This is a genomic window from Nocardia exalbida NBRC 100660 (genome assembly GCF_000308575.1).
Lineage (GTDB): Bacteria > Actinomycetota > Actinomycetes > Mycobacteriales > Mycobacteriaceae > Nocardia > Nocardia exalbida.
Genome location: NZ_BAFZ01000080.1, coordinates 1 through 16,976 on the forward strand (window position 1 = coordinate 1; position 16,976 = coordinate 16,976).

The 16,976-nt window shown below is 68.8% G+C and carries 18 protein-coding genes and 1 tRNA gene; 4 read left to right on the plus strand and 15 right to left on the minus strand.

The genetic code is table 11. From position 1 onward, the window contains the following. On the plus strand, positions 1-381 hold a 381-nt coding region (locus ON29_RS19075; RefSeq protein ID WP_040868077.1), incomplete at its 5' end, for a YihY/virulence factor BrkB family protein. A gap of 380 nt (positions 382-761) precedes the next feature. On the opposite strand, the gene ON29_RS35955 is transcribed toward ON29_RS19075, so the two are convergent. Beyond that, positions 762-911, minus strand: a complete 150-nt coding sequence (locus ON29_RS35955; protein ID WP_157106969.1) for a hypothetical protein — start codon at positions 909-911, stop codon at positions 762-764. Between the two features lie 387 nt (positions 912-1,298). Between ON29_RS35955 and ON29_RS19085 the strand changes: the two genes are divergently transcribed. Then, the gene (locus ON29_RS19085) at positions 1,299-2,252 is read left to right on the plus strand and encodes a helix-turn-helix transcriptional regulator (RefSeq protein ID WP_040868079.1); all 954 of its coding nucleotides are present in this window, start codon (positions 1,299-1,301) and stop codon (positions 2,250-2,252) included. 58 nt (positions 2,253-2,310) lie between these two features. On the opposite strand, the gene ON29_RS19090 is transcribed toward ON29_RS19085, so the two are convergent. The 9 genes from ON29_RS19090 to ON29_RS19130 all read right to left on the minus strand — a co-directional run bounded on the left by ON29_RS19090 (position 2,311) and on the right by ON29_RS19130 (position 9,270). Beyond that, positions 2,311-3,132 carry an RNA polymerase sigma factor SigF gene (locus ON29_RS19090; RefSeq protein WP_051175373.1) on the minus strand — a complete coding sequence of 274 codons (822 nt, stop codon included), beginning with the start codon at positions 3,130-3,132 and terminating at the stop codon, positions 2,311-2,313. 79 nt (positions 3,133-3,211) lie between these two features. Further along, on the minus strand, positions 3,212-3,736 hold the full coding sequence (locus ON29_RS19095) for an STAS domain-containing protein (protein WP_157172829.1): 525 nt from the start codon (positions 3,734-3,736) through the stop codon (positions 3,212-3,214). A gap of 154 nt (positions 3,737-3,890) precedes the next feature. Beyond that, the gene (locus tag ON29_RS19100; RefSeq protein WP_306307221.1) at positions 3,891-4,565 is read right to left on the minus strand and encodes a PAS and ANTAR domain-containing protein; all 675 of its coding nucleotides are present in this window, start codon (positions 4,563-4,565) and stop codon (positions 3,891-3,893) included. A gap of 369 nt (positions 4,566-4,934) precedes the next feature. Further along, positions 4,935-5,936, minus strand: a complete 1,002-nt coding sequence (locus tag ON29_RS19105; RefSeq protein WP_051175375.1) for a PfkB family carbohydrate kinase — start codon at positions 5,934-5,936, stop codon at positions 4,935-4,937. A 373-nt stretch (positions 5,937-6,309) separates the two neighbouring features. Further along, complete coding sequence (locus ON29_RS19110) at positions 6,310-6,621, minus strand: cold shock domain-containing protein (protein WP_083863779.1); 312 nt, start codon at positions 6,619-6,621, stop codon at positions 6,310-6,312. A 101-nt stretch (positions 6,622-6,722) separates the two neighbouring features. Next, entirely contained in the window at positions 6,723-7,031 is a 309-nt protein-coding gene (locus tag ON29_RS19115) for a hypothetical protein (protein WP_040868082.1), read from the minus strand. Positions 7,032-7,073: 42 nt separating this feature from the next. Beyond that, a complete protein-coding gene (locus tag ON29_RS19120; RefSeq protein WP_174371841.1) occupies positions 7,074-7,508 on the minus strand; it encodes an Hsp20/alpha crystallin family protein in 435 nt (144 codons plus the stop codon). Positions 7,509-7,908: 400 nt separating this feature from the next. Further along, positions 7,909-7,984, minus strand: a tRNA-Gly gene (locus ON29_RS19125). A gap of 71 nt (positions 7,985-8,055) precedes the next feature. Further along, a complete protein-coding gene (locus tag ON29_RS19130; protein WP_040868084.1) occupies positions 8,056-9,270 on the minus strand; it encodes an MFS transporter in 1,215 nt (404 codons plus the stop codon). Positions 9,271-9,363: 93 nt separating this feature from the next. Here ON29_RS19130 and ON29_RS19135 point away from each other — a divergent pair, with 93 nt between their 5' ends. Further along, positions 9,364-9,693, plus strand: coding sequence for an ArsR/SmtB family transcription factor (locus tag ON29_RS19135; protein ID WP_040868114.1), 330 nt, complete (start codon positions 9,364-9,366; stop codon positions 9,691-9,693). 21 nt (positions 9,694-9,714) lie between these two features. Here ON29_RS19135 and ON29_RS19140 read toward each other — a convergent pair whose 3' ends face one another. The 4 genes from ON29_RS19140 to rpsO all read right to left on the minus strand — a co-directional run bounded on the left by ON29_RS19140 (position 9,715) and on the right by rpsO (position 14,896). Further along, positions 9,715-10,137, minus strand: a complete 423-nt coding sequence (locus ON29_RS19140) for a hypothetical protein (RefSeq protein ID WP_157172830.1) — start codon at positions 10,135-10,137, stop codon at positions 9,715-9,717. Positions 10,138-10,281: 144 nt separating this feature from the next. Continuing rightward, on the minus strand, positions 10,282-11,622 hold the full coding sequence (locus ON29_RS19145) for a M16 family metallopeptidase (RefSeq protein WP_051175379.1): 1,341 nt from the start codon (positions 11,620-11,622) through the stop codon (positions 10,282-10,284). 38 nt (positions 11,623-11,660) lie between these two features. Then, entirely contained in the window at positions 11,661-13,937 is a 2,277-nt protein-coding gene (locus ON29_RS19150; protein WP_040868087.1) for a polyribonucleotide nucleotidyltransferase, read from the minus strand. A 689-nt stretch (positions 13,938-14,626) separates the two neighbouring features. Then, complete coding sequence (rpsO, locus tag ON29_RS19155; RefSeq protein WP_039799352.1) at positions 14,627-14,896, minus strand: 30S ribosomal protein S15; 270 nt, start codon at positions 14,894-14,896, stop codon at positions 14,627-14,629. Between the two features lie 258 nt (positions 14,897-15,154). Here rpsO and ON29_RS19160 point away from each other — a divergent pair, with 258 nt between their 5' ends. Next, positions 15,155-15,973 (plus strand): alpha/beta fold hydrolase, encoded by an 819-nt coding sequence (locus ON29_RS19160; RefSeq protein ID WP_040868116.1) that lies wholly within the window; start codon positions 15,155-15,157, stop codon positions 15,971-15,973. A 3-nt stretch (positions 15,974-15,976) separates the two neighbouring features. Here ON29_RS19160 and ON29_RS19165 read toward each other — a convergent pair whose 3' ends face one another. Next, positions 15,977-16,948 (minus strand): bifunctional riboflavin kinase/FAD synthetase, encoded by a 972-nt coding sequence (locus ON29_RS19165; RefSeq protein ID WP_051175376.1) that lies wholly within the window; start codon positions 16,946-16,948, stop codon positions 15,977-15,979. Between the last annotated feature and the right edge of the window lie 28 nt (positions 16,949-16,976).

Sequence of the window (16,976 nt, forward strand, 5' to 3'; positions counted from 1 at the left end):
ATCGCCGTCTGGGGCATCGTCAAGTGGCCGGTGATGATGGCACTGATCAGCCTGGTCTTCGCCCTGCTGTACTGGGCGGCGCCGAATGTGCGGCAGCCGGGATTCCGGTGGCTGACCCCCGGCAGCGCGCTGGCCGTCCTGCTGTGGGCGGGGGCGTCCTGGGGATTCGCGTTCTACGTCGGCCACTTCGGTTCCTACAACAGGGTCTACGGCTCCCTGGGTGGCGTCGTGGTCTTCCTCGTGTGGCTGTGGATCTCGAACATCGCGGTCCTGCTGGGCGCGGAGCTCGATGCCGAACTGGCCCGGGCGCGCAACATCGCCCACGGCCATCCGGCAGACGCCGAACCCTATCTGCCGCCACGCGACGATCCCGACGAATGACGAACGGCGGCAACAGATTCGAGAGGACTTCGGATGGCTCAACGTGCTGAACACTCCGGCGCAGGACAAACACCGACCATGCCCTCGGAGGTCACCGGCAAGTTGTCGGTCTTCGACCGTTTCGCGACGACGGCCGGCGCGGTGGCCTCCAAGGCGGGATTCTTCGTCCCGCTCCGACGCCGCCATCCAGCAGAAACTCAACGCGATCGCCGACGGACCGGCCGACCTCATGAGCGAGCTGAGCGCCGATCATCCCGAACTGCTGCGTCACCGCAGGGAACTCGCCGAGGCCGTCGGGCTGGAGAACCGGGAGAGCGCCGGGTGACCGGCGCGCGGGCCTGCGGCACCGTGCGCCGCAGGCCCGCGCGGACGCGGATTCGTCACCGCTGATCGGTCTCGGTGTCCTTGCCCGCTTCCCGGATCGCTTCGGCGAGTTCGCCACGCAGACGCTCGGCGTTGGCTTCGTCGCCGGTGTCCTCGGCGGTGGTGATGTCTTGACGCAATTGCGCGATCGTGTCCCGCGAAACCATAGGACCTCCTCGTCTCTTCGGACGGTTTCCAGTGCAGGGGCGAACCGAGCCCCTCGTGTTCAGGGTGGCCGCTCGGGCACGGACGAAACACTTCCGACACTCGTGCGGGCCGGTGGCGGACGCCGCATGCGGCGCTGGACCCGGCTCGCCGCGATCGCGCGCCGTAGAGTGGAAGATGCTCCGACGATTGAACCTCGACGAAGCGGGTATACGCCGTAGCGGTATGTCCGGATCGGCTTTCGCCTCTGCGGTAACGACCGCGGCCGATGCCCTGCCACCGAGTGAAACGGTCGTGACCAGTCCGTACGCCGAGCAAAGGGGCTCGACAAACCCCTTACGACGTGCCGGACGGGATGCCGTATTCGAGAGAGCAGGAGCGTCGCATCGATGGAATCACTCACCTTCCACAGCGACAGTCTGAGTGCGACCGAGGACTTCCTCAATCTGAACTACACCAAGATGCGGATCGGCAACAGCACGGGGGTACCGGTCCGGACGAACATCACCCGGAAACTGCTCGGTCCGGTCAGCCTGGACGAGCTCGAGTTGAGCTTCGACATGAAGTACGACGCCCAGCCGCTGGGCAAGATATGCCTGTGCCAGGTGGCCATGGGGACGATCGAAGAGAACTACATCGACGGCACCACCGACTTCTTCCAGGCGGGCGACGTCGGGCTGCTCACACCACCGGACCTGCCGTATTCCGGGGTGGTCCACCACGCCCGTTACAGCATCACGATGTTCGATCCCGCTCTGCTGACCCGGGTCGCGGCCTCGGCAACGGACCGCGACCTGGAACCGATCCGGCTGACAGGTCATCGGCCGGTGTCCCCGGCCGCCGCGCGGCACCTGTCGAATGTGCTCGAGCACATGCGCGGTCTCGCCCTCGACCGCACGGTGAGTGAACAACCGCTGGTCGCCTCCACTGCCGCGCAGTACCTCGCCGCCAGCGTGCTGCACACCCTCCCCAGCACGGCACACACCGATCCGACCGCGCGCGACCGCAACGACGCCCATCCCGAGACGGTGCGGCGCGCGCTGGCGTACCTCGAATCGCACGTCCGCGACGACATCACCGTCGCCGACATCGCCGCGGCCGCCTACGTCACCGTCCGCGCGCTGCAACTGGCGTTCCGTCGCCATCTCGACAGCACACCCATGGCGTACCTGCGCCGCCTTCGGCTACGCGGGGCGCACGAACAGCTGCGCGACTGCTCACCCGAGGACGGCCACACCGTGACCTCGATCGCCGCGGAATGGGGCTTCGCCCATCCGGGACGATTCGCGACCGCCTACCGCGACGCGTACGGCCGATTCCCCCATACGACGCTCCAAGCGTGATCCCGCGCACCTTGGCCTGCGGCGATCCCGGCCGAGCGCGGCGCGGGGGCGGTCGCGATCAGTCGCGCAGAGCGCGCGCTCGGAGTTCGGCGAGCGTCCGCGACAAGACGCGCGAGATGTGCATCTGCGAGACGCCGAGCGCGGCGGCGATCTGGGCTTGCGTACATCCTTCGAAGAAACGCATGCGCAGTACGCGCCGCTCGCGTTCGGGCAGTTCGGCCAGCAATGGGGCGACCGCGAGCGCTTCGTCGGTCAGGTCGTAGGAGGGGTCCTCCTCGCCGAACGTCTCCGCGACCCGAACGGCGGCGCTGCCGGTGTCGTCGTCATCGATGACGGCATCGATGGAGTTCGTGGAGTAGGCGTTACCCGCCAGCAGCGCTTGCGTGACCTCGGTCAGGTCGATGTCCAGCTCCACGGCGATCTCGAGCGCGGTGGGCATTCGTCCCAGACGTTGGGACAGCCGCTCCACGGCCGGGCCGATGGTCAGCTGGATCTCCTTGATCCGGCGCGGGACCCGCACCGCCCAGCTGTGGTCCCGGAAGTGGCGGCGCACCTCCCCCATGATCGTGGGGACCGCGAACGACAGGAACGACGGTCCCCGTCCCGGGTCGAAGCGGTCGACCGCGAGCACCAATCCCACAGCGGCGATCTGGTACAGATCGTCGTAATTCTCTCCGCGACCGACGAAGCGACGGGCGATATGCTCGGCCAGCGGCAGGCACCGGCGCATGATCTCTTCCCGCAGCCGCGGACGTCCGGGGTCGTTCTCGGCCATCGCGTGCAATTTCGCGAGCCACGGTTCGATTCCGTCGTAGCTGTCGGTTCCTCGCCGGGCCCGGCGGGGCGTGGCGGTCCTGTGGTTCGCGGTCGCCAGTGACATGAGCTTCCTCGATTCCCCTTTTCCAGCGGTCGACGCGCTCGTGCGATGGCCGACGAGGCGACGGTCGCCGAGTACCGCCCTACCGTTGCGTCAAGCGCTCGTGGGCGGTCTTGTTCGTATTTCGGACGGCCGAGCGGTGTGCATGTGCGTTCGGGGGATGCGGCCGCTGCTCCTCGTCCGCCCGCCCCGCCGTCTCGTCCGCACGGGCGGCCGCGGATGACCGGCACACGCGCGGCTGGTCGCCGCCGTGCATCGCAGGCACCGGGCACGCCATGACCGGCACGCTCTGCCGCACCGCCAGCAGGTCCAGGATGCGCCGCACGGGCACCTCGTCCGGCACGGTCATGCCGACCGGTACGCCCGCTCGCGCACCCCATTCCGCCAGCCCCAGCACCACGCGCACGCCCGCACAGGACAGAAAACGCACCTCGCACAGGTCGATGAGCACCGGAAGAGGGTTCGGCGTTGTGCCGCAGTATTTTTCGACGATTTCGGTCATCGACGTGAGGCATCCCTCGGCCGTCGCCGCATCGAGTTCACCGTGTGTGACGAGGATCAGGCCGTCGCCGGTTCGGACGCCTTCGACGCCGTTCTGACAGGTCATGCGCACCTCCCCCGCGGCCGGTATCGGCACAAGACCGCAACTTCGAGCCTGGCGGTGAGCGCCGGTGGTGTCAGTGCGATGGACGAAGTCTGCCGGGGCATCGGTCCGAAAAACGAAATGCCCCGCGGCGTTCCGGCTGCCTGTCGCTCGGTCATCAGTCGCGGGGTATGCGGTGGTGGACGGTGAGCAGGATGTGGTCGAAGGCGGCGACCAGGTCCGGCGGTGGCGGCGGCACCTGGAGCAACTCCGTGATCAACTGCTGGGCGAGCGCCCGCAGCTTGGTGTTGGTTTCCTGCGACCGCCAGCGCAGGACCTGGAACGCTTGCTCGGCGCTGATCTGATAGATGCGCATGAGCACGCCTTTGGCCTGCTCGATCACGGCGCGGTTCTCGTAGAGTCCGGGCAGCGTCGCGGCCAGCATAGCTTCGTGCGCCTCGGCGAGGGTGTCGGAGAGGTCGACGTAGAAGCCGGAGGTCCCGACCGCGGTGCCCGTGTCGTCCAGGATCCGGTCGGCGACGACGAGCACGGTGTGTTCCTGGCCGGACAGGTCGATGAACCGATGCCTGCTGGAGAAGGTTTCGCCGTGATCGATGGCGCGTGTGATGGTCTCGGCCACGTGTGTGCGGTCGTCGGGGTGTTTGTGTGCGAGCAGCAGCTCTGTGGTGGGCTCGATCTCGCCGGGCCGGTAGCCGTGCATGCGATAGACCTCCGCGGACCATTCCCACCGACGGGTGGCGAACCAGAAGCGGAAGCTTCCGACCGCAGGGGGCTCCGGTGCCGAACCGGTGGGGGTCAAGACGGACGTGCGGGGCTCCATATGCCGAGTCATGGATGCAGTGCCTCTCCGAGGTACAAGGGGCTTGCGGCCGCAACGGGTCCGCGGGTCGACGCCATCCCTCGACGGGATCACGCGGACGCGGACGCGTCGGGCCGAGAATCCGCTGTTGACTCAACGGCCGGCGCACGCGCACATCGTGGCGGCAACCGGGGACCCAAGAGCCAGTATGTCATCCATGTCCCGCCCGGGTGCGATAAGCCCGGCAAACGAGCCCACCCAGGAATTCGTAATCCGCGGTAACCGCTTGGCATCCAGAGCTTTCGCACAGCGTGACTCCCGATTCACCAGGTGCGCGATCCGAGCCGTCGCGCCGGATGCGCGGTGTCCCGCAGATCCCGAACCCGGGTAGCGAGGCGAATGTCACGTCCCCGGATCGCCCCAGGCGGCAGGCACTCCGCAAACCGTGGCCGGTTCCGATTCCGAGAACGCCGCGGCGGCACCGGAGCCGACGAACTCGGCCGCCGCGAGTACAGCGCGGCGCACCGCGCTTTCGGGTCCGCTGCCCTGGCCCAACTGGGCTGCCGCGGCGATGGCGAAACTGTCGCCCGCGCCGCAGGCGTCGCTGCCGTCGGGAGCCTTGGCCGCGGCCGGAAGCGGGATGCGCAGGCGTTTACCCGACGCGCGCAGGCACATCAGGGCGCCCTCCGATCCGAGGGTCACCGCGATCGCCTGCACGGCCCACCCTTTGGCGAGTTTCCACAGGTCCGGTCCGTCATCGAGCCGACCGGACAGCAGGGCGAGCGCTTCCGCGCGACTCGGGGTGACCAGAGCCGCACCCGGGATCGGGACGGATCCGCGCGGATGGGGATCCCAGACGACCGGGACGTGAGCGGCGTGGGCGCGCAGCAGCGCGCGGATCTGCGGGTGGGTCGCGATGCCGCGACCGTAGTCCGAGACCACCACGGCATGCGCCGCCGCGAGCACGGCGTGCGCCGCCTCGGGCAGCAGATCGGTGCCGAGTCGTCCCGTACCGGAATCGATCCTGGTGATCAGGACCGGCCGCCGGGGCTCCTTGGTCCTGGCGTGCCCGTTCGGGGCGGCCCACGGACCGATCGCCCGCACCCGCTGCTTGCAGACCGTCGAACCGCGCAGGGGCAGCGCGATGACCCGGACGTGGCCGTCCAGCAGTCCGCGCAGCCGGGCAGCCGCCTCGTCGGAGGCGAAGCCGGCGATGAGAACGACTTCCCGCTCTCCCGTCGCGGCGAGCCGGGCTGCCAGTCCCGCCCCACCGGGACGGAACGTCCGGTGTTCGACGTCAACTACAGGAGCCGCGGAATTCGGGCTGCACCGGTCGGCGCGACCGTCGACGTCGATGTCGAGCAGCGCGTCGCCGATCACGACGAGCGGATCGGCCGCCGCCATCAATCCCGCTCCAACGCGTCTTCCGACCCCGGGCACCGTCCGCCGCCTGTTCCGGACTGTGGCCGAGCGATATCCGCCCCTGTCGCTGCGGCCACGCTCAGCGGGCCTGCGTGCTCGATCACCATGGCGATCTTCACTGCCGGCTCCGTTCGCCGCGGACGACTGGGTCGATTAGCAGTAACCGATCGGGGCCTCACGGCGAAGCCCGCAGGTGCTGACATGCCCGGACCGATCGGGACGAAACATGCTGAGCCGAAATACCGCCCGAATCGCCCCCTGAACTGCGCTGATCTGCGCACAGCTTCCGGCATTGCCATCGGCTGGGCTCGAACGAATCCGGAGACGACGGACGCGAAGTCCCGGTGCGGCGGAACTACCGCCCGGACGTACCGGGGCGTGGGTAGGGACGTACCGTCGCCGCTTCGGGTCCGCGGTCGGTGATCGTGGTGGTGAAAACGACGGTTTGCCCAGGGCCGAGGGTTTTGTATCCGCGGGTGTCGATGGCGCGGAAGTCGACGAACACCGGGCTGGTGCGGTCATCGGGCTCGAGGTAGCCGAAGCCCTTCTCGGTGTCGAACCAGGCGACGGTGCCGTAGCGCCATTCGGTGGCCGTGGCGGGAACGACGGTCTCGCGATGCCCGCGTGGCGGCCGGGATCGAACCGGGGCATGCGTGGTGATTGTCATGGGAAAGCGTGTCGCGGGGATGGGGGGGCTGCGGGCCCGGGACACCGGGTACCGGGCCCGCGTCGGAAGAGAGTGACGTGACGGTTCGATCGGTCCGGGCATCACCTGCCTTTCGCTGTGCTCGTCTTTCCGTTGACACCGACCGGATGCCTCTTCGCCCGCGGAGGTCCGCGCTCGCGCGGGTGCGGACGGTGCGCGGGGATTCGGCCGCGCAGGGCGGCCACTTCCGAGGAGCGCCGCACCCCGGTCACCCTCTCGTGGGCAGAAGCCAGGCGCGGCGGCGCCGGCGGACATCGCGCGGGAGCCAGAGCCTCACAAAGGATCTCGTCCACCTCGGCGAACAACACCTCGAGTTCGGCATCCAGCAGCGGTGACTCGCAGACGTCATCCCACGTGTCGAGCATGGTCACGACCCTTCACCTCCTGCCGGAACGTGCTGGGCCCCGCGGCGATCAGGCGTCGATCACCTGGTGGCCGTTACCGCGGGCGACCTCGATCTTGCGGGGTTTCGCCCGTTCGGCGACCGGGATTCGCAGCCGGAGTACGCCATCGGTGTAGTCGGCGCCGATGCGCTCGGTGTCGAGTCCCTCTCCGAGGAATATCTGACGGCTGAACACTCCGCGGGTGCGCTCCGCGGCGATCATCTCCCGGCCGGCGTCCAATTCGGGGCGCTGTGCGCGCACGGTGAGGACATTGCGTTCCATGTCCAGGTCCAGGGAGCCGGGATCGATACCGGGTAGGTCGAGCTCGACCACGAATTCCTCGCCCTCGCGCCAAGCGTCGATCGGCATGACGGCCGGGTGTGCTGCCGTGCCGAGCACCTGTTGCGTGAACCGCTCCAGATCGCGGAACGGGTCGGTACGCATCAACATGGTCGCCACCTCCAACTCACTCCATCTACCTCGTGGTACCGAGATAACCTGTGTCGATTCAGATAGATTTCTTATAGCACTGTCCAGAAATGAGCGCAAGAGGTCGCGGTAGGAAACTTTCTCGTTCGCGGGACGACCGGCGAAGAAGCGGCGCCAGACCACCCGCCGCATGTCGGCCGCCCGACGATGCCGGTAATTCCCGGCTTCGGCATGACGCGGTTCCGGAGCAAGCTATGGGTGCGCCCCTTTTCGGGGCGCGATACCGGACCGCACTCATTGCCCACTGCACTACCGCGGTCGAACTCTGGACGGGAATACCGAAACGGCGAGCGAGCCGGATGCGCTCGAATGACACCGGAAACTGGAATGACCTGCCCGTTCCGGGTGACACCCGGAAGCGGGTCGGGAGATTTCGTGGAGCGGATGACGGGATTCGAACCCGCGACCCTCACCTTGGCAAGGTGATGCGCTACCAGCTGCGCTACATCCGCATTCGCATCGCGGTGCCCGTGATGCGACACAGAACATTAGCGGACACTCATGGCAAAAAGCCAATCGCCGCTCATGCCCGCTGGACCTCCGCCCGGTCGCGGCGCAGGCCGAGACCGGCCGCGAGCAGGCAGGCGAGGGCGACCACTCCGACGAACCACGGGAACACGGTGCTCAGACCCCAGGTGGTGGCCGCCCAACCGGCCAGGATGGTGGGCAGGGCCATCGCCGAGTAGGCGAGCAAGTAGTACGCCGACATCGTCTCGCCGCGCTTGTGCTGCGGCACGACCTCCGACAGGTGACGCAGCGATCCGCCGAAGCCGAGGCCGAAGGTCGCACCCAGCGCGACGCCCGCGGCGAGCACGGCGATCCAGTTGTGCGTGGCCAGCGCGGGCACCGTCAGCAGCAGCGCCAGCGCCATGCCGGTGTCGCCGAGGATCGCGGCCCACCGGGCGGGCACGCCGGTCGCGAACAGTTGCACCGTGGCGCCGGAGAGCGCGGTCGAGGCGACGACGGCGCCGCCGAAGACCAGGTTGTGGATGCCGGTCTGCTGCGTGGCCAGCGAGGGGTACAGCGACAGCAGCACGCCCAGCACCGACCAGGCCGCCATCACGCCGATGGCGGAGAACCAGAAGTCGCCGCGAATCTCCTGCGGTACGGCGGGTTTCGCGATCCTGATACGTCCGGCCACCCGGGCCGAGTGCGGTTCGCGCAGCGCGAGCACACCGGCGCCGATCGCCAGGCAGACGACGGTGATCACGACGTAAGGCGTGCGCAGCGGATGCGGTGCGTACTGCGCCAGCAGCGCCGAGCCCAGGATCGCCACCGCCATCCCCACATTGAAGGCGACACCGCTGAGTTGCCCGGATCGCGCGCCGCGGTGCGGACGGAGATCCAGCAGCGCGGCGGCGCCCGCGACCACGGTCGAGCCGACCGCGATGCCGTGCAGCGCACGCGCCAGCAGCAGCATCGGCACGCTGTCGGCGAGCACGAACACCAGCAGCCCGGCGACCATCGTGGCGAAAGCGCCGAGCAGCACCGGTTTCCGGCCGACCACGTCGGAAATCCGCCCGGACACCAGCACCGCGCCCAGGGCGGCCACCGCGTACACCGCGAACACGATGGTCGTGGTGAGCGGCGAGAGATGCCACTGCTTCTGATAGATGCCGTAGAGCGGCGCCGGAACGCCCGAAACCCCCAGCGCTACGCCACTGGCCGCAAGGACCAGGGCATAGGCCCAGGGCTGCGCGGCCTGCTCCTCGACGGCCACCGCCGTTGTCGCTGCCATCGGAACTCCGATCAGGTAAGTTTGATGATGATCGAACCGCAGTCGACGATACATCCAGTACGACGATCATCAAACCTGAGAGTGAGCCGGATCATGCCCGATGCGCGAGACGCGGACCAGCAGGCGCCCCCGGTGGCGGCGTTGCCCGCGGTGCTCAGCGCGCTGCAGGACCCGGTGCGCCTGGAGATGGTGCGCCGGCTCGGCAACGCGGGAACGGCGGTCCGCTGCGGCGCGCTCTACGAGGTGATCAACAAATCGACCGCCACCCACCATTTCAAGATCCTGCGTGACGCGGGTGTGATCGAGCGCCTGATCATCGACGGTCACACCTGCCAGCGCCTGCGCATCGACGACCTCGAGGCCGCCCTGCCGGGGCTGGTGCCGACGATCGTCGCGGCCGCCAATCGCGCCCGCGGGGACTGACCCTGCCGAGGCAGTGCGCGCTCAGCAGTTGTCGAAGCGCCACTGCCCGTCGATGAACGTCCAGGTCTTCGGCTTCGTGTCGTCCTGCCCCGCGCGGGCGTCGGAATGTTCGACCGTGACCGTGCCGGTCGAGCCGGAGGTGGTGACGGTGATCCGCGCGGGCTTGGACTTCAGGTCACGGCCGTCGTAGACCTGCGCCATGGACGCCACGTAGTCGTCCTCGTTGAGCGTGAGCTTGCACCGCGCGGAACGGAACCGGTACGCGGCGGCGTAGTCGTGACTGGCCAGCGCGTCGGTCATCTTCGTGGCTTCCGCGCGCAGGGCGGACTCGGTCGGCTCGCCCGCCTTGCCCGCCTCCGCGTCCGTTCCGCCGCACCCGGACAGCACGAGGACGGGCAGCGATACCGTTACCAGCGCGCGAAGGGCACGATTCGTTCGGTTCATCTCGACTCCTTGCCAGAGATCGCCGGATCCCATACCCGGACAATCGAGTTCAGCGCCCTCCAACGGGGACCGAGGGCCGGGCGGCCGAAACAGTATCGCGGTAACGGATTCCCCGCCGAGCCGCGGCCCCCTCGCTCGCGACGATCAGCTCGGCACCAACCGCCGGACGGTGGCAGGTAGCTCACGGGTGCGCTTGTACGGCCCGGCGACCGAGGCGGCGAAGGGCCGCGCCAGCAGCGTGCGCGCGACGGCGGACACCTCCTCGGTGGTGACGGCGTCGATGCGGGCCAGAGTCTCCGACACGCTGCGATGGTTGCCGTAGCTGAGTTCGCTGCGCCCCAGACGATTCATGCGCGAGGCGGAGTCCTCCAGGCCGAGCACGAGCCCACCGCGCAACGAGCCTTTGGCGCGGGCGCACTCGGCGTCGCTGATGCCGTCGGCGGCGACTTCCTCCAGGACGCCGCGGGCCAGTGCCGCCACCTCACCCAGGTTCTCCGGCTGGCAGCCGATGTAGACCGAGAACGCGCCGGTGTCGGCGAAGGTGTCGACACTGGAATACACCGAGTAGGCCAGCCCGCGTTCTTCCCGGATGCGTTGGAACAGACGCGAACTCAGCCCGCCGCCGACCACGGTGTTCAGCACCGACAGCGGCCAGCGCCGCTCCCCTTCGTGCCGCCCGAAGGCGCGCACGCCGAACGCCAGATGCGCCTGCTCACTGTCGCGATGACTCCAGTGCAGCTGCGGAGCGCCGTGCGGCCGGAACCGGCCCTCGCGCCGCGGTGCGGGCGTCGCCGCGGGTTCGAGCCGGTTCTCGAAAGCACGGTGCACCAATTCCACGGTGTGGTCGTGCTCCACGTTGCCCGCGACCGCGATCACCATCCGGTCCGGCCGGTAACGCCGCAGGTGGAACGACCGCAATTGCGCGGCCCGCATCCCCTCGATGGATTCGACGGAACCGATCACCGGGCGCCCGATCGGATGATCACCGAACAGCGCGGCCAGGAAGGAATCGCCGACCAGGTCCTCGGGATCGTCGTCGCGCATGGCGATCTCCTCGAGCACCACCTGCCGCTCCACGTCCACGTCCGACGCCCGGCACAGACCGTTGAGCACCACGTCCGAGACCAGATCGACGGCCAGGGGCAGGTCCTCGTCCAGGACATGCGCGTAGTAGCAGGTCTGCTCCTTCGCGGTGAACGCGTTGAGTTCGCCGCCGACCGCGTCCATCGCCTCGGCGATGTCCAGGGCCGAGCGCGTCGGCGTCGCCTTGAACAGCAGGTGCTCCAGGAAATGCGCGGCGCCCGCGACGGTGGGGCCTTCGTCGCGCGACCCGACGCCCACCCAGACGCCGACAGAGGCCGAGCGGACCCCGGGCAAATGCTCGGTGACCACGCGCAATCCGCCGGGCAGCACGGTGCGCCGTACTCCGCTGTCCGAGTCCGCCCGCAGCTCTAGTGACGAACCCCCCTGCCCGGTGCTGAGCAGAGGGGTTGTCGTCTTCTTCTTCGTCACAGGGACAAGTACTACTCGGTCCCGGCCGAACCCGCATCGGCCGCGTCGTCGCCGGGCTCCTCGGTGTTCTCCTCGACCGGCACGAGCGAGATCTTGCCGCGGTTGTCGATGTCGGCGATCTCCACCCGCAGCTTGTCGCCGACGTTCACCACGTCCTCGACCTTGGCTACCCGCTTGCCATTACCCAGCTTGGAGATGTGCACCAGACCGTCGCGGCCCGGCAGCAGCGAGACGAACGCGCCGAAGGCGGTGGTCTTGACGACCGTGCCGAGGAAGCGCTCGCCGACCTTCGGCAGCTGCGGGTTGGCGATAGCGTTGATCGCGTCGATCGCGGCCTGCGCCGACGGGCCGTCGGTCGCGCCGACGAACACGGTGCCGTCGTCCTCGATGGAGATGTTGGCGCCGGTCTCCTCGGTGATCTGGTTGATCACCTTGCCCTTGGGGCCGATCACCTCGCCGATCTTGTCGACCGGGATCTTGATCGCGGTGACGCGCGGCGCGTACGGGCTCATCTCGTCCGGGGTGGCGATGGCCTCGGCCATCACGTCCAGGATCGTGGCGCGCGCGTCGTGGGCCTGGCTCAGCGCGCCGGCCAGCACCTGCGAGGGGATGCCGTCCAGCTTGGTGTCCAGCTGCAGCGCGGTGACGAACTGGGGGGTGCCCGCGACCTTGAAGTCCATGTCGCCGAAGGCGTCCTCGGCGCCGAGGATGTCGGTCAGCGCGACGTAGCGGACCTCTTCCTCACCCTGATCGTTGGTGATGGTGTCCGAGACCAGGCCCATCGCGATACCGGCGACCGGCGCCTTCAGCGGCACGCCCGCGTTCAGCAGCGACAGGGTGGAGGCGCACACCGAGCCCATCGAGGTGGAGCCGTTGGAACTCAGCGCCTCCGAGACCTGGCGGATGGCGTAGGGGAACTCCTCCTGGCTGGGCAGCACCGGGATCAGCGCCCGCTCGGCCAGCGCGCCGTGGCCGATCTCGCGGCGCTTGGGCGAACCGACGCGGCCGGTCTCACCGGTGGAGAACGGCGGGAAGTTGTAGTGGTGCATGTAGCGCTTGCTGGTCTCCGGGCCGAGCGAGTCGACCTGCTGGGCCATCTTCACCATGTCCAGGGTGGTGACGCCCAGGATCTGGGTCTCGCCACGCTCGAACAGGGCCGAGCCGTGCGCCCGGGGCACCACCGCGACCTCGGCGGACAGCGCGCGGATGTCGGCCAGGCCGCGGCCGTCGATGCGGAAGCCGTCGGACAGGATCCGCTGACGCACCAGCTTCTTGGTGACCGAGCGGAACGCCGCGCCCAATTCCTTCTCGCGTCCGGCGAAGTCGTCGACGAGCCGCTCGAGCACGGCGAGCTTGATCTGGTCGATCTTCTCCTCGCGCTCCTGCTTGCCGGAGATGCTCAGCGCCTCGCTCAGCTCACGCTTGGCGGTGCCCTCGACGGCCTCGTACACGTCCTGCCCGTACGGCGGGAAGAGCGGGAACTCCTCGGTGGGCTTGGCGGCCAGCTCGGCCAGGTCCTGCTGGGCACGGCACAGGCGGGCGATGAACGGCTTGGCGGCCTCCAGGCCCTCCGCGACGACGGCCTCGGTCGGCGCCTGCGCACCGCCCTCGACCAGCGCGATGACGTTCTCCGTCGCCTCCGCCTCGACCATCATGATCGCGACATCGCCGGAGTCGACCACGCGGCCCGCGACGACCATGTCGAACACGGCGCCCTCGAGCTGCTCGGTGGTCGGGAAGGCGACCCACTGACCCTCGATCAGCGCGACGCGCACGCCGCCGACCGGCCCGGAGAAGGGCAGGCCCGAGATCTGGGTGGACGCGGACGCGGCGTTGATCGCCACCACGTCGTAGAGGTCCTTCGGGTCCAGGCTCAGCACCGTGACCACGACCTGGATCTCGTTACGCAGGCCGTCGACGAACGACGGGCGCAGCGGCCGGTCGATCAGGCGGCAGGTCAGGATCGCGTCGGTGGAGGGACGGCCCTCACGGCGGAAGAACGATCCCGGGATGCGACCCGCGGCGTACATCCGCTCCTCGACGTCGACCGTCAGCGGGAAGAAGTCGAACTGGTCCTTGGGCTGCTTGCCCGCGGTGGTGGCCGACAGCAGCATGGTCTCGTCGTCCAGGTAGGCGGCGACCGAGCCGGCGGCCTGCCGGGCGAGGCGTCCGGTCTCGAACCGGACGGTGCGGGTGCCGTAGCTGCCGTTGTCGATCAGCGCGACGGATTCGTACACGCCCGGTTCGACCTCGACGGCGGTGCTCTTGCGTTCAGTTGTTTCGGTCATTCTTCTCTCTCAACCTCTCGTCTTCGCCGGCTCGAGCGCACGGTGGCGCGATCCGGCTGTCGTCAGCCGTACCGGGTACGGACGCGCGGCAACCCTCCTGGCTGCGACGCGCGCACCCGGCCGAATCCCCTTGGAGACGGCGACGCGGAGGCGGTCATCGATCGAAGCCCGACGGCGTCAACTCGCTGCCGATAGGCCACTACCGAAGACCGACGCCACGCGGGCGGGTGCATACGGCTGTGCAATGTTGTCGTGCGCAGGGGGGCGATCCACCCCTATACACAAATAGCCAACGGAGCGATTGTACGTCTCCCCGTCGGCTGAACCAGCGACCGCCTCGGGCACTCCATGTCGGACCGCCTGTCACCACCACCGCGGTCCACGAGCGCCCGGACCCGACTCCTGGGAGTCGACCGAACCGATCGGCCCTCGCGGCCGCCGAACGGCCCCCTGCCATCGGCACACCGGGCCGGGCACGCCCTGACCCGGCGGGCGGATCCGAGCTCACCCCCACACACTGGAGCGCGCAAGTCGACCACGGCAGCTATAACCGCCGCAGGGTTGCGCGCCGTTCGCGGCCCGGCTCGCGTCGAGGGATCACTGCGTCCGCGACGAAGTCGCCGGCAGCGGTTGCTCGGACGCGAGCCATGAGCGCCCGCGAACCTCGGCGCCGAGGGCGCCGGAAAGAACTACCGACGAAGCCCGAGGCGCTCGATCAGCGAACGGTAGCGGTTGATGTCGTTGTCCTGCAGGTACTTCGACAGCCGCTTGCGACGACCGATCAGCGCCATCAGACCGTGCCGGGTGTGGTGGTCGTGCTTGTGCTTCTTCAGGTGCTCGGTGATGTCGGCGATCCGCTTGGACAGCAGCGCGATCTGCGCCTCCGGCGAACCGGTGTCCTTCTCGTGCAGGCCGTACTCGGCGAGAATCGCCGACTTCTGCTCGGTGGTCAGCGCCATGGGGCATCCACTCCTGTTTCTCAGTTCCGCGCTCGAAGGTCCGGTTACCCGGGTATGGGCGCCACCGCGGACCGCAGCAAACCCGAGGGACCACCCTACCGGACCGGACGCCGCACGCCGAAATCGCCGCCCGCGGATCTCGCCCCCGGTTCCGGCCGCGCGCCACAGGGAAGCGCCGGCATTACCTTCCGGGTAATCGACTCCGCGCGGTCCGGCTGCGAATCTTCTTGTCGTACCGCCGAATACGAGGAGAAGACGATGCCCTACCTGGAGACCACCGACGGCACCCGCCTGGCCTACGAGGACTACGGAACCGGAGCACCGATCGTATTCATCGCCGGGTGGGCGCTGAACACGGAGATGTGGGAGTACCAGGTCCCGTTCTTCGTCGAGCGGGGTTACCGCTGCGTGCTGCTCGACCGGCGCGGGCACGGCCGCTCCGACCGGCCGTCGACCGGATACGACCTGGACACCCGCGCCGACGACGTGGCCGAGCTGATCGAACACCTGGACCTGCGCGAGCTCACCCTGGTCGCCCACTCCGCGGGCGGCGCGGAAGTCGCGCGCTACCTCGCCAGGCACGGCACCGCGCGGGTCGCGCGCCTCGCGCTGTTCGCCACCACACTGCCGTTCCTGCGACAGACCGAGGACAATCCCTATGGCCTACCGGACGAGGCGGCCCTGGCCTCCGTCGCGCAGTGGCGCACCGACCGGCCCAAATGGTTCGCCGACCGCGCGCAAGGCTACTTCGCCACCCACCTCGGCAACGACGTCTCCCCCGCGCTGATCGAGCACGAGACGCGCCGCTGCCTGTCCGCCGCGCCGTGGGCCACCATCGCGGTCTGGGAGTCGACCTTCCCGTCCGACCACCGTGAGACCCTGCGGAATCTGCCCATACCCGCTCTGGTCGTGCACGGCGTGCCGGATCAGTCCATCCCGATCGACGCCAGCAGCAGGCGCACCGCGGAACTCGTTCCGGACTGCGTCTACAAGGAGTACCCCACCGCCGGGCACGGCCTGTACATCACGCATGCCGCGCAGCTCAACGACGACCTGCTCGACTTCATGAAGTCCTGACGCTCACCCGGCGTCGACGGCGATGAGGATCTTGCGCGCGGTCTCCACGTCGCGGCCCATGCACTCGACGAGCTCCTCCACCGACTCGAACTTGCGCTGGCCGCGGATGTGCTCGACGAAGTCCACCGCGACGTGCTGACCGTAGAGATCGGCCTCGCCGTCGAGCACATACGCCTCGACGGTGCGGGCGCGGCCGGAGAAGGTCGGGTTGGTGCCCACCGAGATGGCGGCCATGGCCCGCTCGCCCGGGGTGACGGTCCCGATGGTGGGTCCGGGGCCGAGCACGGTGAACCATCCGGCGTACACGCCGTCGGCCGGAATCGCGGCGTGCATCGGCGGCGCGACGTTCGCGGTGGGAAAACCGAGTTGCTTGCCCCGGCCGTCACCGTGCACGACGACGCCCTCCACCCGATGGGGACGTCCCAGCGCCTCGGCCGCGGCCGCCATGTCCCCTGCGTCGACGCACGCGCGGATGTAGGTCGAGGAGAAGGTCACGGCGTGTTCGGCGAGCAGCGTCACGCCGTCGACCTCGAAACCGAAGCGCTTGCCGAGCTCGCGCATGGTCTCGACGGTGCCCGTGGCCTTCTTACCGAAGGTGAAGTTGTCACCGACCACGACCTCGACCACGTGCAACCGCTCCACCAGCAGGTCGTGCACATAACGCGCGGGAGTCAGCTTCATGAACTCATGGGTGAAGGGCATGACGCAGAACACGTCCACGCCCAGTTCCTCGGCCAATTCGGCGCGGCGGGTGAGGGTGGTCAGCTGCGCGGGGTGCGAGCCGGGGCGGACCACTTCCATCGGGTGCGGATCGAACGTCATCAGCACGGCGGGCACACCGCGCGCGGCGGCCGACTTCACGGCCCGGCTGATCAATTGCGCGTGGCCGCGGTGCACACCGTCGAACACACCGATCGTGAGGACACAGCGCCCCCAGTCCGCGGGCACCTCGTCGAGACTTCGCCATCTCTGCACAGTGCGCAGCCTACGCAAATCAGGTAGC

What these genes read in the sequence shown, in the direction of transcription:
- ON29_RS19160 (WP_040868116.1), top strand. Translation starts at nt 15,155, where the DNA reads ATGCCCTACCTGGAGACCACCGACGGCACCCGCCTGGCCTACGAGGAC.
- rpsO (WP_039799352.1), bottom strand. Translation starts at nt 14,896, where the DNA reads ATGGCGCTGACCACCGAGCAGAAGTCGGCGATTCTCGCCGAGTACGGC.
- ON29_RS19130 (WP_040868084.1), bottom strand. Translation starts at nt 9,270, where the DNA reads ATGGCAGCGACAACGGCGGTGGCCGTCGAGGAGCAGGCCGCGCAGCCC.
- ON29_RS19135 (WP_040868114.1), top strand. Translation starts at nt 9,364, where the DNA reads ATGCCCGATGCGCGAGACGCGGACCAGCAGGCGCCCCCGGTGGCGGCG.
- ON29_RS19085 (WP_040868079.1), top strand. Translation starts at nt 1,299, where the DNA reads ATGGAATCACTCACCTTCCACAGCGACAGTCTGAGTGCGACCGAGGAC.
- ON29_RS19090 (WP_051175373.1), bottom strand. Translation starts at nt 3,132, where the DNA reads ATGTCACTGGCGACCGCGAACCACAGGACCGCCACGCCCCGCCGGGCC.
- ON29_RS19095 (WP_157172829.1), bottom strand. Translation starts at nt 3,736, where the DNA reads ATGACCTGTCAGAACGGCGTCGAAGGCGTCCGAACCGGCGACGGCCTG.
- ON29_RS19150 (WP_040868087.1), bottom strand. Translation starts at nt 13,937, where the DNA reads ATGACCGAAACAACTGAACGCAAGAGCACCGCCGTCGAGGTCGAACCG.
- ON29_RS19110 (WP_083863779.1), bottom strand. Translation starts at nt 6,621, where the DNA reads ATGACAATCACCACGCATGCCCCGGTTCGATCCCGGCCGCCACGCGGG.
- ON29_RS19140 (WP_157172830.1), bottom strand. Translation starts at nt 10,137, where the DNA reads ATGAACCGAACGAATCGTGCCCTTCGCGCGCTGGTAACGGTATCGCTG.
- ON29_RS19100 (WP_306307221.1), bottom strand. Translation starts at nt 4,565, where the DNA reads ATGACTCGGCATATGGAGCCCCGCACGTCCGTCTTGACCCCCACCGGT.
- ON29_RS35955 (WP_157106969.1), bottom strand. Translation starts at nt 911, where the DNA reads ATGGTTTCGCGGGACACGATCGCGCAATTGCGTCAAGACATCACCACC.
- ON29_RS19105 (WP_051175375.1), bottom strand. Translation starts at nt 5,936, where the DNA reads ATGGCGGCGGCCGATCCGCTCGTCGTGATCGGCGACGCGCTGCTCGAC.